The sequence below is a fragment of the Cronobacter malonaticus LMG 23826 genome (assembly GCF_001277215.2).
GTDB lineage: Bacteria > Pseudomonadota > Gammaproteobacteria > Enterobacterales > Enterobacteriaceae > Cronobacter > Cronobacter malonaticus.
In genome coordinates this window covers 2,928,677-2,944,314 of sequence record NZ_CP013940.1, presented here as the reverse complement: position 1 = coordinate 2,944,314, position 15,638 = coordinate 2,928,677, and the positions used below count along the sequence as shown (strand labels likewise).

Genomic DNA, 15,638 nt, shown 5'->3' with positions numbered 1-15,638 from the left:
TCAGCGCTCGCCGTTCATCACAAAAACCACCGCGCCGCGATACCAGGGCGACGCCGCAAGGGTTTTCTCCTGCGCCTTATCCCACTCGCCATTCTGGGCGATGCCAATTTTAAACGGTATGCGTAGGCCGAGCAGGGCGGGTAAATAGCGCGCGTAGCCCGGCACCGTGTGTCGCCCCTGATAGGTCTGTACCACCAGTTCATCCACCGGCAGGGCGTTAAGCTGCGCGACGCTGCCGGTCTGCGCCCAGTCGAGCAGGCCGGTCACGCCGAGCGCGAAACGGCCATCCAGCCGCGCCCGCAGCCGCGTTAAAAACTGCCCATAATCTCCGATGCGCCGCGTCGCTGCGTCAAAATCAATCTGTAACCCGGTCACCGGATTTCCCGCCTGCGCCCAGCGCACGGGCAGGCGGGCCAGCGTGTCGAGCATCTCATCGCTGAGATCGAGCCGCTCAAGCCGCACGGTAAGCCAGAGGGCAGGGGCTCGCAGACGGGCGACCGGCTGGCCGAGGCGCACAAACACGGGCTTGCCCTGGCGCGTCACCACATCGCCCTGATGCAGATAGATAACCTCGGCCTGACGTAGCGCCGCAGACGGCCTGACGCCGGACCAGAGCCAGAAGGCCCGGTAGTCGGCGTCATTCGCCCGCGTCGTCTGCGCCCACGCGCTCGTTGTCGCCAGCAGCAGGCTTACCAGTAATATTTGAGCTGCTGCGCCCATGGGCTTCCCGGCCAGTTTTTCTTAAGCTGCCCGAACCAGGCTTTGCGCGTCGCTTTATCGACATCCTCGCCGCCGCAGTCGTTATACCCTGACGGCGCATAGCACATCACGGCGCGGTACAGCGCGTAGCTTTTATCCTCCGGCTCGGCTTTCGGGTTGGCGATGACCTGCTGGTAATAGTGCTGACGGTTCGGCAGCCCGACCGGGTGTTCGGTGCGGGTCACGGTATCGAGCGTGCTGTTGCCGCCGCTGTCGCCCCACGGGTTGACCTGCGCGCCCGTCAGGCGGAAAAACTCGCCGAGACAGTTCAGCGCGTGGCTGTCGTCCGGGTGAGCCGCCAGCGTTTTCGCGGTCTCGTCGAGAGGCCTGCAGGCGTAGCCTTTCGCCACATCGTCGCCTTTCCAGTTGAAAATGGTCAGGCTGACGTCACCGTATGTCTTCTCATCCAGCGGTTTGAGATCGCCTGCGAGCGCTTTATCCTGGAGATAATCCTGGTAGCGGCCTTCGGTCAGATGGCGTGTAAGCAGCGTGTGCAGCGCAATCGTGCGCTCTTCGTTATTCATGCCGTGCAGCGCCTGGTCTTTAAGGAGATCCAGCGGCGCTCTGGTTTTCAGCACCAGTGAGCGGTAGCGCAGGCCCGTCACCAGGCTCTGCGGCGCGAAAATCGCCGCCGTTTCGTTGTTCTCAACCAGCGCGGCCGCCAGTTTCATCTGCAACAGCTGCTGTTCAGCGCCCGGTTTGGCGGATTTCAGCAGGCGCTGCCAGTGGTCGCGCGCGGCGGCCCACTGCTTTTGCGCGCCCAGCGCGTCGCCGTACAGCACCTGCTCGCTGAAGGCGAGAATATCGTTCTGCGGCACGCTGTCGGCAGGCTTAATCGCCGCCACGACGGCCGCGTAATCCTGCTGCTGCCAGAAGAGCCACGCGTTTTGCAGGTAGTTCCACAGCGGCATCAGCCCCGCTTTTTCATAGATGAGTTTGTAATCGTCGAGCATCTGGCGCGTCACGTGCGGGTTTTTGTCGGCTTTACGTTCATTTTCGCGCAGCCAGCGCAGCGTCTGGGTAAAGGTGAGCAGCGGCGCGTCCGGGCTGCTGATAAACCAGGTGTCGCCGCTGGCGTCTTTGCTTTGCAGTTTGGTGTCGTTCTCTAAAAGCAGCGCGCGCAGGGCATCGGCGTCCGGTGCCGCTTTCAGCGCCTGCTCGTAGCGCGGGGCCAGCGCGTCCCAGTCCTGGAGATACCAGTAGATGCGTCGCTGCATGCCGCGCGCGGAGTCAGCGTAGTTGCCATCCGGCCAGGCTTTCAGGTACGCCTCGGAAAAGGCGAGCGCCTGGCGCGCGGCGTTTTTGTCAATTTTAGTAGTGTCAAACAGGCCGTAATCGTCGTCCACCGCCGCGGCGCTGCTCTGGTTAAGCGCCACGCGCATCAGCATATAGGCGGCGGTCTGCGCCACCCACGGCTGGCTGCTGGCTTTAAGCGCGCTAAAGCGTTCCGTCGCGGCGGGGTAGTCGCCCTGATAAAACGCGCTCGCCGCGCCAAGATATTCATCGAACGCGGCGGCGGCCGATCCCTGCGGCGCGTTGAGGCTCTCTGGCGTGCTGTCAGGTGCCTGATAGATACTCAGACGCGCCTGCGCCAGATGCTGACGCTGCGCGTCGGTCAGCGATTTCTCATTATTCAGCGCGATCAGAAACGCGATGACGCTCTGCGAATTATTGGAGACAAAACGGTTTTCACGGTCGGCGTCGCTGAGCGTCGCGGCGGCCGGGTCGATATGCATGCTGGTCAGCAGCGTCGCCAGCGGGTCCGGCGCATCGCCTGCGGCGGCGCCGGGCGTGGCAGTTTCCGTGACGTCTTCTTCGTGATACCCAAAGTGGTAATCGCGGGTGGTGCGCGTGTCGGCGGGCAGCGGCCAGACCGGCAGCGCGAAATGTTTCTGCTCGCTTATCATGCGAATCAGGTTGTCGCGGGTGTCGTTATTCACATTAAGCCAGGGCTCGCCTTGCAGAACGCAGCCCGGCGTGCCCCAGGTGCAGTCTTCGATATCGGAAGAGGCCTGCGCGCAGAGCGTGGGCAGCGTCAGCAGCGCGAGGGCGATCCCTGTCAGTCGTAGCGTCATAACGTCGTTTCCTTGTGAATATTTTGTAAAAAATCCTGTCCGGATCATGCCCGAACAGGCTTTTATTGAACAGTGCTGTCTTGCGAGAATCGGCTATTGCGTCCGGCTCGCCTGCACGCGCAGGCGAATGCCGTCGAGCGCGACCACTTCCACGACCGTACCTGCCGGCAAATCGCTGCTCGCCACGACCGGCCAGACGCTGTCGCCAACGGTAATCTGCCCGCGGCCATTCTCCAGCGCCTGCGTGAGCGTAAAGCGCTGGCCGATCAGCTGCTGGCCGCGCTGGTTCAGCGCATTGTCAGGCCGCGGCTGTGCGCGACGTGACAGCCAGCGCCACCAGAGCCAGACGGCGATAAGCATGAACAGCGCGAAACTGACGCCCTGCCACTCCCAGCCCAGCGGCAGAAGCCAGGCGAGCAGCCCGGTCGCCACCGCCGCCACGCCGCTCCAGAGCAGAAAGCCGTTGCTGCCGAGCATTTCTGCCGCCAGCAGCAGGCCGCCCAGGCAGAGCCAGAAGACGTGAGGGTGAGAGAGGATAAGCGTCATCATGGGCGTTTACGCTCGTTGCCGCTCTCTTTCATGAGTTCGGCGATCCCGGCGATCGAGCCCATCAGGCTTGAGGCCTCGAGCGGCATCATCACCACTTTGCTGTTGCTGGAAGAGCCAATCTGCTGGAGCGCATCGGTATATTTCTGCGCCACAAAGTAATTCACCGCCTGAATATCGCCCGCGGCGATCGCTTCGGAAACCATTTTCGTGGCGCGCGCTTCCGCCTCGGCCGAACGCTCACGGGCTTCCGCCTGCAAGAACGCCGACTGGCGATCGCCTTCCGCTTTGAGGATCTGCGACTGTTTTTCGCCCTCGGCTTTGAGGATCTCCGCCTGGCGCACGCCTTCGGCCTCCAGAATATAGGCGCGCTTGGTACGTTCGGCTTTCATCTGGGCGTTCATCGAGGCGATAAGCTCGGCGGGCGGGCGCACATCGCGGATTTCGATACGCGTAACTTTGATGCCCCAGGGGTTGGTGGCTTCATCGACAATGTGCAGCAGGCGGGTGTTGATGCTGTCACGCTGCGACAGCATTTCGTCCAGCTCCATTGAGCCCAGCACGGTACGGATGTTGGTCATGGTCAGGTTGATGATGGCAAGCTCCAGGTTGCTCACCTCATACGCCGCGCGCGGCGCGTCGATCACCTGAATAAAGCAGACGGCGTCGATAGTGACGTTGGCGTTATCTTTAGAGATAACCTCCTGCGACGGGATATCGAGCACCTGCTCCATCATATTGATTTTACGGCCCACGCGATCCATAAACGGCACCACGAGATTCAGGCCAGGTTGAAGAGTTTTGGTATAGCGGCCAAAGCGTTCCACCGTCCACTGGAAACCCTGCGGCACGATTTTGACGCCAGCCATAACGATAACCAGCGCGACGAAAATAAGTACGGGGATAATAAACAGCATCGAACCAACCTCCTGTTGTGTGCAATAGCGACTATTCTACCGCCTGCCAGCGCCGGGCGCAGCGCCCGAATCTGGCAGGGGATTGTCACGGCATCCTTGCCGGTGGGAGATCAGTAGAGCAGGGAGTAGAGCTGACGGCGATATTTTGACGCCAGCGCGTCACCGGTGCCCAGCGCGGCCAGGATTTCCTGGAACATTTTACGCGCCTGACCGTCGGCGGCGCTAAGATCTTTCTTCAGGTGTTCGAAAAGCAACTCCAGCGCCTCTTCGTTACGCCCGACCTGATGCAGCTGCAGCGCAAGCTGGCTGGCGAGCTGCGCGTCATCCGGATTTTGCTGCACCTGCTGTTGCAGCTGCTGGATTTCCGGCGTGTCCGCCGCCTGTTTCAGCAGATCAATCTGCGCCACCAGGCTCTGATAACGGGTGTCCTGATCCTGTAACGGAATGGTTTTCAGCACCGCTTCCGCGTCTTCAGAGCGGTTAAGGGCGATCTGCACCTGCGCCAGCAGGAGGCCGATTTCGCTCGCCTGGTTCGACATCTGCCAGGCCTCTTTCAGCAGCGGCAGCGCTTCGGCGTTTTTGCCTTCCTGCATCAGCGCCAATGCTTCCTGCGCTTTCAGCTCTTCTTCACGCGGCAGCACTTTGTCCAGCAGCGCGCGGATCGCCTCTTCCGGCTGCGGCCCCTGGAAGCCGTCCACCGGCTGGCCCTGGCTGAACAGGTAGACCGTCGGGATGGCGCGCAGGCCAAACTGCGCGGCGATGGCCTGTTCGTTATCGCAGTCCACTTTCGCGAGGATAAACTGGCCCTGATACTGGTTCGCCAGTTTTTCCAGTACCGGCGTCAGCTGCTGGCAGTGCTGGCTGCGATCGGACCAGAAATAGAAGAGCACCGGCACCGTCATGGATTGCTCCAGGATCTGATGCAGGTTCGCTTCGCTGAGGTTGATAATATTCTGTTCGGACATGAGTCACTCTCTGTTGTCGATTTCCTTTTTACATGGGGGCAGGGCGCTCGCCTTCAACTTACCCGTGTAAAATTTTGTCCATGATTCGCGTCGGCAGTAGCCGTTTGAGTATGCCTACCGCATGCGTCACCAGCGTGACCGGATAGCGAATGCGCGGATTCGGGCTCTCAAAAGCATGGCGCACTTTGGCGACGACCGCCTCCGGGCCGAGCGTAAAACGCGCGGCGATGCCGGGGTTTTCAACGGGTTTATCCGCCTGCGTCTGGTTAACGTTATCCGTAAAGCGCGTGCGAATAGGGCCGGGCTCAATCAGGCTCACCTTCACGCCGCTGTAGCGCAGCTCCATGCGCAGCGCGTCAGACCATGCCTCCAGCGCATATTTGCTGGCGGCGTAGGCGCCGCGTCCGGGCGTGGAAATTAACCCCATGACCGAACTGGTGTTGACGATGCGCCCTTCGCCGTGCGGCAGCATCGCGGGTAGCAGCAGCATGGTGAGCTGATGCGCGCCGAAAAAGTTCGTCGAGAACTGCTGTTCCATCTGCGCGCGGCTGATGGTGGAGAGCGGCCCGTACACGCCGTAGCCGCCGTTATTGAAAATCCCGTACAGCCGGTTATTCGTCAGGCGGATCACCTCCTGCGCGGCGGCCTCCACGCTCTGCGGGGAGTCGAGATCGAGTTCAATGCCGGTAAAACCCAGCGTGTTCATTCGCGCCACATCGTCCGGCTTGCGGCAGGCCGCAAGGATTTGAAAGCCCTGACGGCGCAGCTCATGCGCGCAGGCAAGACCAATACCGCTGGAACATCCTGTAATTAAGAGTGATTTTTGCATAACTTTACCCGCTCAGCGCCCCGCAGGGTTATGAGTCGTGTTTAACTAAAGGGGCCAGTCGCTGCGCCATCCAGTCGGCGATAAACGGCTGGGCGTCGCGATTGGGATGAATGCCATCGTCCTGCATCCACTGCGGTTTGAGGTAAACCTCTTCCATAAAAAAGGGCAGCAGGGGGATGGAAAAAGAGTGCGCCAGTTCCGGGTAAATCGCTTCAAACACCTGATTGTAGCGGCGTCCGTAGTTCGCTGGCAGTTTTATCTGCATCAGCAGCGGCTCCGCGCCCGCGGTTTTAACCTGTTCTATGATTTTCCTGAGCGTGGCGGAAAGCGTATCCGGCGGAAAACCGCGCAGGCCGTCATTCCCGCCAAGCTCAATCAGCACCCAGCGCGGCTGATGCTGCTTAAGCAGCGCAGGCAGGCGCGAAAGGCCCTGCTGTGCGGTGTCGCCGCTGATGCTCGCGTTCACCACGCGCACGTCGCGCTGCTGCCATTTATCGTTCAGCAGCGCAGGCCAGGCGGCGTCCGCCGCCATACGATAGCCCGCGCTCAGGCTGTCGCCCAGCACCAGTAACGTGTCCGCCGCGGCGGCGCGAAAGCTTAATAACGCCAGTAACAGGAAAGGGAAATGCCAGCGGAAAACATTCTTGAAGTTCATCATCTTAATAAATCCGTCGGTCAGGGGGAACACGCCCTGTCCATCCTTACCGGAGTTGAACTGGTTGTCAAACCGGGCCAAAGCATTGCGCTGGTGGGCGAGTCCGGCTCCGGCAAGTCAACGCTGCTGGCCATACTCGCGGGTCTGGACGACGGCACCAGCGGCGAAGTGCGCCTGCTCGGCGAGCCGCTGCACCAGATGGACGAAGAAGCGCGGGCGCGGCTGCGCGCGCGGGACGTCGGTTTTGTGTTTCAGTCGTTCATGCTGATCCCGACACTCAACGCGCTGGAGAATGTCGAGCTACCCGCGATGCTGCGCGGCGAAACCGGCAAGGCCAGCCGCCAGCAGGCGCAGGCGTTGCTGGAACAGCTCGGGCTTGGCAAACGCCTCGATCACCTGCCCGCGCAGCTCTCCGGCGGCGAACAGCAGCGCGTGGCGCTGGCGCGCGCGTTTAACGGTCGCCCGGCGGTGCTGTTTGCCGATGAACCTACCGGCAATCTGGATCGCCAAACGGGCGATCGCATCGCCGATCTGCTCTTCTCCTTAAACCGCGACAGCGGCACCACGCTTATCCTCGTGACGCACGATCCTGAACTGGCGGCCCGCTGCGATCGCACGCTGCGGCTGCGCGACGGCAAGCTGTGGGAGGAAGCATGACGGCCCGCTGGTTCTGGCGCGAATGGCGCTCGCCATCGCTATTAATCGTCTGGCTGGCGCTGAGCCTGGCGGTCGCCTGCGTGCTGGCGCTCGGCAACATCAGTGACCGCATGGAGAAAGGCTTAAGCCAGCAGACCCGTGAATTTATGGCGGGCGACCGGACGCTTAAGAGCTCCCGCGCGGTGCCGCAGGCGTGGCTCGACAAAGCCGGGGAAGACGGCCTGGCCGTCTCGCGGCAGCTCAGTTTTTCCACCATGACGTTTGCCGCCGACCGCCCGCAGCTGGCGAGCGTTAAGGCGGTGGATACACGCTACCCGCTCTACGGCACGCTGCAAACGCGCCCGCAGGGGCTATTGCCTGCGCCGGGCACGGTGCTGCTGGCACCGCGCCTGATGGCGCTGCTTGGCGTGAAACCTGGCGATCCGGTGGAGGTGGGCGACGCGACGCTGAAGGTGGCGGGCGAGGTGATTCAGGAGCCCGACAGCGGCTTTAACCCGTTCCAGATGGCCCCACGACTGCTGATGAACCTGGCGGATGTCGAACAGACCGGCGCGGTGCAGCCCGGCAGCCGTCTCACCTGGCGCTATAAATTCGCAGGCGAGCCTGAGGCGCTCGCGCAGTATGAACGCTGGCTGTTGCCGCAGCTTCAGCCGGAACACCGCTGGACCGGCCTTGAGCAGGACGACAGCGCGCTCGGTAAATCGCTCCAGCGCTCGCAGCAATTTCTGTTGCTCTCGGCGCTCCTGACCCTGCTGCTGGCGGTGGCCGCGGTGGCGGTGGCGATGAACCACTACTGCCGCAGCCGCTATGATCTGGTGGCTATTCTGAAAACGCTGGGCGCCGGACGCGCGGCGCTGCGCAAGCTGATTGTCGGCCAGTGGCTGATGGTGCTGCTGGCGACTGTCACCGGCGGGGCGGCAGGCCTGCTTTTTGAAGCGATCCTGATGCAGTTGCTCAAACCGGTGCTGCCTGCCGCGCTGCCGGAAGCGAGTTTCTGGCCGTGGCTGTGGGCCGTGGGCGCGATGGTGGTGATTTCGCTGCTGGTAGGGCTGCGGCCTTACCGGCTACTGCTTGCAACACAGCCGCTGCGTGTGCTGCGCCGCGACGCGGTGGCCAATCTCTGGCCGCTGAAAATCTATTTGCCGGTAATGGCGCTGATTGTGGTGGCGCTGCTTGCCGGATTAATGGGCGGCCGGATGCTGCTCTGGGCAGTGCTCGCGGGTGCCGTCGTGCTGGCGGCGCTGTGTGGGCTTGCGGGCTGGGCACTGCTGTGGGCGATGCGTCGCCTGCGGCTGCGCTCGCTGGCGCTGCGTCTGGCGGTCAACCGCCTGTTGCGCCAGCCGTGGCAAACCCTGAGCCAGCTTGCGACGTTTTCGCTCTCTTTCATGTTGCTGGCGCTGCTGCTGGTGTTAAGAGGCGATCTGCTCGACCGCTGGCAGCAGCAGTTGCCGCCGGAGAGCCCGAACTATTTTCTGATTAACATCGCACCGGAGCAGCGCGACGCGGTGAAAGCGTTTCTGGCGGAGCATCAGATTATCCCGCAGGCGTTTTACCCCATCGTTCGCGCGCGGCTGACGCAGATTAACGGCAAGGCCACCGTGGGCAACGAGGATGAGGCGCTCAACCGTGAGCTGAATCTCACCTGGAAGGCGGAGCGCCCGGCGCATAATCCGCTCACTGCCGGACGCTGGCCGCCGCGCGCGGGCGAAGTCTCGATGGAAGAGGGGCTGGCGAAACGCCTGAATATCGCGCCTGGCGACAGCGTGACCTTCACTGGCGACACCCAGGCGTTTACGGCGAAAGTGACCAGCCTGCGTAAAGTGGACTGGGAGAGCCTGCGGCCTAACTTTTTCTTTATCTTCCCGCCTGGCGCGCTGGACGGGCAGCCGCAGAGTTACCTGACCAGTTTCCGCGCTGACAAGGCCGACACCATACTGACCCAGCTTAACCGGGAGTTTCCGACGGTGAGCGTGCTGGATATCGGGGCGATCCTCAGACAGATAGGCCAGGTGCTGGAGCAGGTGAGCCGCGCGCTGGAGGTGATGGTCGTGCTGGTGACCGCCTGCGGCGTGTTGCTGCTGCTGGCGCAGGTGCAGGTGGGCATGCATCAGCGCCGCCAGGAGCTGGTGGTCTACCGCACGCTGGGCGCGGAGAAAAAACTGCTGCGCGCCACGCTCTGGGGCGAGTTCGCGCTGCTTGGCCTGGTGGCGGGGCTGGTGGCCGCCATCGGGGCGGAAGTGGCGCTCGGCGTGCTGCAAACCCGCGTGTTTGACTTCCCGTGGGAGCCGGACTGGCGGCTGTGGGTGATGCTGCCGCTCTGCGGCGCGCTGTTATTGTCGCTGTGCGGCGGCTGGCTCGGCGTGCGGCTCTTAAAAGGCAAAGCGCTGTTTCGCCAGTTTAACGGCTAGCGCAGTAGCGGTGACGCAGCCAGGCGTCCACCTGCTGGTGGTCGCCGCGAAACGCGATGTGCTGTGCTTTTTTCTCTAACTGATAGCGATACATCGGGTCGTAATAGCCCTCCAGCAGCGGCGCAAGCCAGGCGAAATGCGCATGTGTTTCACCGGAGCGCTGCTGATGGACGAGCGCGGCGGCCTGTAGCGAGGCAAGCTCCGCGTAGCGCGCAAGCCCCAGACGGCGGCGGATGGCGTAAAGCCCGTGGTGCAGGTAGTCGCCGTAAGCGCGCCAGGCTGCGGCGTCATCGCCGAGCGCTGCCTGAAACGCTGCGTGCATCTGCACAAAATACTCTTCACGCAGCCGCTCCAGACGGCGCTCCAGCGGCTCTTCAACCACAACCACCGGCGCCTGTAGCATCTGTTCGCGCAGTACGGCGGGCAGATGGTTGGCGCCTATCATTTTGCCTTCATCTTCCAGCACCCAGAACGGGTTGCTGAGGGTCGTCCAGCGGGCGTGATGGTTAAGCATCGCGGCGGCGAGATGGTTTTCAAAACTGGCCTGCGCCCGTTGCGGCGTCAGCGTCCGGCCAAAGGACGAGCCGCGATGATGCGCCAGCCCCTCCAGGTCAATGCCGGTCGGCAGTGCTTTCACCAGTTGCGTTTTGCCGCTGCCGGTACAGCCGCCTATGAGCACCATCGGCAGACGGCTTAAGCGATCCGTGGCGTCCATCGCCGCCTGGCGCAGCCGTTTATAACCGCCTTCCACCAGCGGATAGTCGATGCCGCGCTCGCGCAGCCACTGCTGAACGATATGGCTGCGCATTCCGCCGCGGGCGCAGCAGAGATAGCCTTCGGGATGATGCTCGCAGGCGAGACGCCACGCGTTAAGCCGGGCTTCGCGCACCTCGCCGCACACCAGCCGGTGGCCGAGCGCCAGTGCGGCCTGCTGGCCGTGCTGTTTGTAACAGGTACCGACCGCCGCGCGCTCGTCGTTATTCATCAGCGGCAGATTAATCGCCCCTGGCATCGCGCCCTGCGCAAACTCCACCGGCGCGCGAACGTCAATCAGCGTGACGCCGCGCGTGATAAGCGCCAGCGCGTCGTCGCTGTCTGGCCGCCGTTGTGCATCCTTTTGCATGTTGTTCTCGTCTTTTTTAATACGCCGCCATTGTACGCCGCGCCTTCTTGCCGGGGTATACGGAAAACGTGCCGGGCGGCTTCGATAAATTCCGGCAATCCAAATGCGCAAACCGGCAAAAGCGGGCGTCTGTATAAGAAAAAATGGCGAAAATGGCAGCAAAAAAGCCTTATTCAGCCATCGATATTTCCGGACGACTTTACCGCTTGACTTCTTTACCGCCAGAACAGCAGAGAATATTCCATCTGGTTCTAAAGACCCGCGAATGATTCTTTAACCGCGAAAAAACGCAGTCCTATCATTTGGCCATTCTCTGATGACTGGATAAACCGACCATGTCGATAGTCGATTCTGTAACCTCTCTTATCGGTCAGACGCCGCTGCTGCGCCTCGCAAAGCTCGATACCGGCCCGTGTGAACTGCTGCTGAAACTGGAAAACCAGAACCCCGGTGGTTCGATTAAAGACCGCGTGGCGCTCTCAATGATTAACGAGGCCGAACGCCTGGGGCGGCTGTCTCCCGGCGGCACCATTATTGAAGCCACGGCGGGCAACACTGGCCTCGGCCTTGCGCTTATCGCCGCCCAGAAGGGCTACAAGCTGATTCTGGTGGTGCCGGACAAAATGAGCCGCGAGAAAATTTACCACCTGCGCGCGCTGGGCGTGGATGTGCGGCTCACTCGCTCGGACGTTAACAAAGGCCACCCGGCCTATTACCAGGATTACGCGCAGCGCCTCGCTGATGAAACGCCCGGCGCGTTTTATATCGACCAGTTTAATAACCCCGCCAACCCGCTGGCGCATCAGACCACCACCGCGCCGGAGCTTTTTGCGCAGGCGGAAGGGCGCATTGACGCTATCGTGGTCGGCGTTGGCTCCGGCGGCACGCTCGGCGGGCTTCAGGCCTGGTTTCGCAAGCACTCGCCCCACACTGAATTCGTGCTTGCCGATCCGGCAGGATCGATCCTGGCCGATCAGGTTGAAACGGGGCGCTATCACGAGGCGGGATCGTGGCTGGTGGAGGGCATCGGCGAGGATTTCATTCCGCCGCTCGCGCATCTGGAGGGCGTCCGGCAGGCTTTTCGCGTAACCGATGCCGCCGCGTTCGCCGCCGCGCGCGATCTGCTGAAAATCGAAGGGGTGCTGGCAGGCTCCTCTACCGGCACGCTGCTGGCCGCCGCGCTGCGCTACTGCCGCGCGCAGACCACCCCGAAACGCGTGGTGACGTTTGCCTGCGACAGCGGCAATAAATATCTCTCGAAAATGTTTAACGACGACTGGCTGCGTCAGCAGGGGCTACAGACGCGGCCCGCCGTGGGCGATCTGCGCGACTACATCGCGTTTCGCCATGATGAAGGCGCAGCCGTGACCGCGGCCTCTGATGACTCGCTCGCGACGGTGCTCGCCCGGATGCGGCTTTACGATATCTCGCAGCTTCCGGTGCTGGCGCAGGGGCTCGTGGTGGGCATTGTCGATGAGTGGGATCTGCTGACGTTTATCCGCGGCGACAGCCAGCGCTTTCTCACGCCCGTCTCGGCGGCCATGAACCGCGAGGTGGTGACGCTCGATAAAAGCGCCAGCGAGCGGGAACTGTTTGAGGTTTTCGAACGCGGTCTGGTGGCGGTGATTACCGACGAGACGCGCTTTCTCGGGCTTATCACCCGTACTGATGTGCTGAACCGCTGGCGCAACCAGCTTGAATCTTAAGGAGTTTTATCATGGATAAATTCGCAACGCTCAGCGTGCACAGCGGCACGCATCACGATCAGCATGGCGCGGTGATGCCGCCGATTTACGCCACCTCCACCTACGCGCAGCCCGCGCCCGGCGAGCATACCGGCTATGAATATTCGCGCAGCGGCAACCCGACGCGCCACGCGCTGGAGCGCGCCATCGCGGAGCTTGAAGCGGGCAGCCAGGGGTTCGCGTTCGCCTCCGGGCTGGCGGCCATTTCCACGGTGCTGGAGCTGCTCGATAAAGAGAGCCATATCGTGGCGGTGGACGATGTATATGGCGGCACGTACCGGCTGCTGGAAAACGTGCGTAAGCGCACCGCCGGGCTGACCGTTTCCTGGGTGAAGCCTGACGATCTCGCGGCGCTGGAGGCGGCGATCCGCCCGGAAACCCGGATGATCTGGGTCGAAACGCCGACCAACCCGCTGCTGAAACTGGCGGATCTCGAAGCGATTGCTGGCCTGGCGCGCAGGCACGGGCTGATAAGCGTCGCGGATAATACGTTCGCCTCGCCCGCCATTCACCGCCCGCTGACGCTCGGGTTTGATATCGTGGTGAATTCGGCCACCAAATACCTGAACGGCCACTCCGACGTGGTGGCGGGGCTGGCGGTTGTGGGCGATAACCCTGAACTGGCGCAGCAGCTGGCCTATTTGCAGAACGCCGTCGGCGGCGTGCTCGATCCGTTCAGCAGCTTTCTGACGCTGCGCGGCATTCGCACGCTGGCGCTGCGTATGGAGCGCCACAGCGCCAGCGCGCTGAAGATTGCGCAGCGGCTGGCGCAGCATCCGCAGGTGGAAAAGGTGTTTTTCCCGTGGCTGGAAAGCCACCCGCAGTATGCGCTGGCGCGCCGTCAGATGGCGCTGGCGGGCGGAATGATTTCCATCGTGGTGCGCGGCGATGACCAGCGTGCCGCGCAGGTGATTAAAAAGCTGCGGCTCTTTACGCTTGCCGAGAGTCTCGGCGGCGTGGAGAGCCTGGTGAGCCAGCCGTTCAGTATGACGCACGCCTCGATTCCGCTTGAACAGCGGCTGGCGAATGGCATTACGCCGCAGTTGATTCGGTTGTCGGTCGGGATTGAAGACGCGGAGGATTTGCTCGCAGATCTTGAGCAGGCGCTGGAGGCGTAATATCGGACTGGCGGGTGCGCTGCGCTTACCCGCCCTACAATATTTCTGCCTTATGCCTGGCGGGTATGAGCAACGATTAATGGTAAGGTGGGTAAGCGCAGCGCACCCACCATTCAAACACCCATCACACCCAGTAAAAAGGTGAATGGTAGGGTGGGTAAGCGCAGCGCACCCACCATGAAGGCAACCGCGACACCCAATAAAAAAGCACCCCGCAGGGTGCTTTTTTATCGCAAATGCGCCTGCGCCCAGGCGATGCCGCTTGCGTATTCCGGCGGCAGCAACGGGGCGAGCGCTTCCAGCGTGGCGTCAATCAGCGTCGCCTCGGCATCGCTCAGATTGAGATGCCCGACTTTACGGCCTTCACGCACCTCTTTGTCATACCAGTGCAAATGCACCAGCGGCAGCTTCAGCCAGTCGTAATTCAGATCGGTGCCGATCAGATTCACCATCACCGATGGGCCGCTCACTACCGGTTGCGGCAGCGGCAGGCCGGTCACGGCGCGCAGATGCAGCTCAAACTGGCTGATGGACGCGCCGTTCTGCGTCCAGTGGCCGCTGTTATGCACGCGCGGCGCCAGCTCGTTAATCAGCAGGCCTTGCGGCGTCACGAAACATTCCATCGCCATCACGCCCACATAATTCAGCTCGTCCATAATCGCGCGCAGCATCGTTTCGGCCTGCTTCTGCTGCGTGGCGTTCGCCTGCGGGAAGGCCACGCTGGTGCGCAGAATGCCGTCCTGATGCAGGTTGTGGGTCAGTGGGTAAAAGACCGCGCTGCCGTCATGCGCGCGCGCGCCCACCAGCGATACTTCGCCGGTAAAGTTAATGCCCTGCTCGACGATGCATTCGCCGTAACATTCGGCGGGCAGCGTCTCAGTCTCGTTTTCGCGAAGACGCCACTGGCCGCGTCCATCGTAGCCGCCGGTGCGGCGCTTGACGATAGCCAGCTCACCGAGAGTCTCAAACACCTGCGGCCATTCGTCGCTGCTTGCCAGCAGCTGCCACGGCGCGGTGGGAAGATTCAGCTTATCGAGTAGCTGTTTCTGAGTGAAACGGTCGGCGATAAGCGGGAAAACATCGCGGTTAACGAACGCGTTGTGGCGCGCCAGCTCGCGGGTCAGGGCGGTTTCCGGCCAGCGTTCAATTTCTGCCGTAATAACGCTCTGCGCGAACGGCACCGCCTGCGGATCGGCGTCGAGCCCTACCGGCCAGACGCGAATGCCAAGCGGTTCGCCCGCCTGGCGCAGCATTCTGCCAAGCTGGCCGTTACCCAGCACGCATACCTGCTTCATGCCTCACCCCGCGGGTCCGGATTCTCCAGCACCTCATCGGTTTGCTTCTGACGCCACTCCTCAAGACGCGCCAGCAGCGCGCTATCATGCTGCGCCAGGATCTGGGCGGCCAGCAGAGCCGCGTTCGCCGCGCCCGCTTTACCGATAGCCAGCGTGCCCACCGGAATGCCGCGCGGCATTTGTACGATAGAGTAGAGGCTGTCCAGCCCGCTTAACGCCGCGCTCTGTACCGGCACGCCCAGCACCGGCACCAGCGTTTTCGCGGCAATCATGCCCGGCAGATGCGCCGCGCCGCCTGCGCCCGCGATGATCACCTGAAACCCATTCTCCTGCGCGCGCTCGGCGAAGCTGAAGAGTTTATCGGGCGTGCGGTGCGCGGAGACCACTTCAACGTGGTGAGGAACATCCAGGGCATCGAGAATTTCTGCGGCAAACTGCATGGTGGCCCAGTCGCTTCTGGAACCCATGACGATGGCGATACGCGCCGGGGTGTGGCTGGAAGACATACGTCTCAAAACTCCTGTGGTCAGGCGGCAAAATCAACGG

General features: G+C 62.3%; 15 protein-coding genes. 5 read left to right on the top strand and 10 right to left on the bottom strand.

Annotated features, from left to right (window positions below; genetic code table 11):
* From AFK66_RS13895 to tesA, 7 genes are all read right to left on the bottom strand, one after another.
* The gene (locus AFK66_RS13895; protein WP_007781557.1) at window positions 1-720 is read right to left on the bottom strand and encodes a DUF3142 domain-containing protein; all 720 of its coding nucleotides are present in this window, start codon (window positions 718-720) and stop codon (window positions 1-3) included.
* Entirely contained in the window at window positions 690-2,834 is a 2,145-nt protein-coding gene (locus AFK66_RS13890; protein WP_023899200.1) for a PA5441 family protein, read from the bottom strand. Before AFK66_RS13890 ends, AFK66_RS13895 begins: the two co-directional genes overlap by 31 nt.
* Window positions 2,835-2,927: 93 nt before the next feature.
* Window positions 2,928-3,383 carry an NfeD family protein gene (locus AFK66_RS13885; protein WP_007781561.1) on the bottom strand — a complete coding sequence of 152 codons (456 nt, stop codon included), beginning with the start codon at window positions 3,381-3,383 and terminating at the stop codon, window positions 2,928-2,930.
* Window positions 3,380-4,297: an SPFH domain-containing protein gene (locus AFK66_RS13880; RefSeq protein WP_004385479.1), complete on the bottom strand. Its 918-nt coding sequence runs from the start codon at window positions 4,295-4,297 to the stop codon at window positions 3,380-3,382. Before AFK66_RS13880 ends, AFK66_RS13885 begins: the two co-directional genes overlap by 4 nt.
* Before the next feature lie 110 nt (window positions 4,298-4,407).
* Window positions 4,408-5,262 carry a co-chaperone YbbN gene (locus tag AFK66_RS13875; RefSeq protein ID WP_007781566.1) on the bottom strand — a complete coding sequence of 285 codons (855 nt, stop codon included), beginning with the start codon at window positions 5,260-5,262 and terminating at the stop codon, window positions 4,408-4,410.
* A 58-nt stretch (window positions 5,263-5,320) separates the two neighbouring features.
* A complete protein-coding gene (locus tag AFK66_RS13870) occupies window positions 5,321-6,091 on the bottom strand; it encodes an SDR family oxidoreductase (RefSeq protein ID WP_007781569.1) in 771 nt (256 codons plus the stop codon).
* A gap of 28 nt (window positions 6,092-6,119) precedes the next feature.
* Window positions 6,120-6,749, bottom strand: coding sequence for a multifunctional acyl-CoA thioesterase I/protease I/lysophospholipase L1 (gene tesA, locus AFK66_RS13865; RefSeq protein WP_032983165.1), 630 nt, complete (start codon window positions 6,747-6,749; stop codon window positions 6,120-6,122).
* Here tesA and ybbA point away from each other — a divergent pair.
* Window positions 6,717-7,403: a putative ABC transporter ATP-binding protein YbbA gene (ybbA, locus tag AFK66_RS13860; protein ID WP_007767829.1), complete on the top strand. Its 687-nt coding sequence runs from the start codon at window positions 6,717-6,719 to the stop codon at window positions 7,401-7,403. The two genes, tesA and ybbA, sit on opposite strands and share 33 nt — an antisense overlap.
* Window positions 7,400-9,811, top strand: coding sequence for a putative ABC transporter permease subunit YbbP (gene ybbP, locus AFK66_RS13855; protein WP_023899194.1), 2,412 nt, complete (start codon window positions 7,400-7,402; stop codon window positions 9,809-9,811). Before ybbA ends, ybbP begins: the two co-directional genes overlap by 4 nt.
* Here ybbP and mnmH read toward each other — a convergent pair.
* A complete protein-coding gene (mnmH, locus tag AFK66_RS13850; protein WP_007781578.1) occupies window positions 9,801-10,934 on the bottom strand; it encodes a tRNA 2-selenouridine(34) synthase MnmH in 1,134 nt (377 codons plus the stop codon). The two genes, ybbP and mnmH, sit on opposite strands and share 11 nt — an antisense overlap.
* A 103-nt stretch (window positions 10,935-11,037) precedes the next feature.
* Between mnmH and AFK66_RS22760 the strand changes: the two genes are divergently transcribed.
* From AFK66_RS22760 to AFK66_RS13840, 3 genes are read left to right on the top strand one after another with little or no spacing between them, the layout of a single operon-like run.
* Complete coding sequence (locus AFK66_RS22760) at window positions 11,038-11,211, top strand: hypothetical protein (protein WP_165688903.1); 174 nt, start codon at window positions 11,038-11,040, stop codon at window positions 11,209-11,211.
* Window positions 11,212-11,269: 58 nt separating this feature from the next.
* Window positions 11,270-12,640, top strand: coding sequence for a pyridoxal-phosphate dependent enzyme (locus tag AFK66_RS13845; RefSeq protein WP_023899192.1), 1,371 nt, complete (start codon window positions 11,270-11,272; stop codon window positions 12,638-12,640).
* A gap of 11 nt (window positions 12,641-12,651) precedes the next feature.
* Window positions 12,652-13,797, top strand: a complete 1,146-nt coding sequence (locus AFK66_RS13840; protein ID WP_023899191.1) for a trans-sulfuration enzyme family protein — start codon at window positions 12,652-12,654, stop codon at window positions 13,795-13,797.
* A gap of 227 nt (window positions 13,798-14,024) precedes the next feature.
* Here the strand turns inward: AFK66_RS13840 and purK are convergent, their stop codons facing one another.
* The gene (gene purK, locus AFK66_RS13835) at window positions 14,025-15,092 is read right to left on the bottom strand and encodes a 5-(carboxyamino)imidazole ribonucleotide synthase (protein ID WP_023899190.1); all 1,068 of its coding nucleotides are present in this window, start codon (window positions 15,090-15,092) and stop codon (window positions 14,025-14,027) included.
* The gene (gene purE / locus AFK66_RS13830; protein ID WP_023899189.1) at window positions 15,089-15,598 is read right to left on the bottom strand and encodes a 5-(carboxyamino)imidazole ribonucleotide mutase; all 510 of its coding nucleotides are present in this window, start codon (window positions 15,596-15,598) and stop codon (window positions 15,089-15,091) included. Before purE ends, purK begins: the two co-directional genes overlap by 4 nt.
* Between the last annotated feature and the right edge of the window lie 40 nt (window positions 15,599-15,638).

Coding starts and splice junctions, on each gene's coding strand:
- AFK66_RS13895 (WP_007781557.1), bottom strand. CDS start 720: ATGGGCGCAGCAGCTCAAATATTACTGGTAAGCCTGCTGCTGGCGACA.
- mnmH (WP_007781578.1), bottom strand. CDS start 10,934: ATGCAAAAGGATGCACAACGGCGGCCAGACAGCGACGACGCGCTGGCG.
- purE (WP_023899189.1), bottom strand. CDS start 15,598: ATGTCTTCCAGCCACACCCCGGCGCGTATCGCCATCGTCATGGGTTCC.
- AFK66_RS13875 (WP_007781566.1), bottom strand. CDS start 5,262: ATGTCCGAACAGAATATTATCAACCTCAGCGAAGCGAACCTGCATCAG.
- purK (WP_023899190.1), bottom strand. CDS start 15,092: ATGAAGCAGGTATGCGTGCTGGGTAACGGCCAGCTTGGCAGAATGCTG.
- tesA (WP_032983165.1), bottom strand. CDS start 6,749: ATGATGAACTTCAAGAATGTTTTCCGCTGGCATTTCCCTTTCCTGTTA.
- ybbP (WP_023899194.1), top strand. CDS start 7,400: ATGACGGCCCGCTGGTTCTGGCGCGAATGGCGCTCGCCATCGCTATTA.
- AFK66_RS13840 (WP_023899191.1), top strand. CDS start 12,652: ATGGATAAATTCGCAACGCTCAGCGTGCACAGCGGCACGCATCACGAT.
- AFK66_RS22760 (WP_165688903.1), top strand. CDS start 11,038: ATGCGCAAACCGGCAAAAGCGGGCGTCTGTATAAGAAAAAATGGCGAA.
- AFK66_RS13870 (WP_007781569.1), bottom strand. CDS start 6,091: ATGCAAAAATCACTCTTAATTACAGGATGTTCCAGCGGTATTGGTCTT.
- ybbA (WP_007767829.1), top strand. CDS start 6,717: ATGCCAGCGGAAAACATTCTTGAAGTTCATCATCTTAATAAATCCGTC.
- AFK66_RS13880 (WP_004385479.1), bottom strand. CDS start 4,297: ATGCTGTTTATTATCCCCGTACTTATTTTCGTCGCGCTGGTTATCGTT.
- AFK66_RS13890 (WP_023899200.1), bottom strand. CDS start 2,834: ATGACGCTACGACTGACAGGGATCGCCCTCGCGCTGCTGACGCTGCCC.
- AFK66_RS13845 (WP_023899192.1), top strand. CDS start 11,270: ATGTCGATAGTCGATTCTGTAACCTCTCTTATCGGTCAGACGCCGCTG.
- AFK66_RS13885 (WP_007781561.1), bottom strand. CDS start 3,383: ATGATGACGCTTATCCTCTCTCACCCTCACGTCTTCTGGCTCTGCCTG.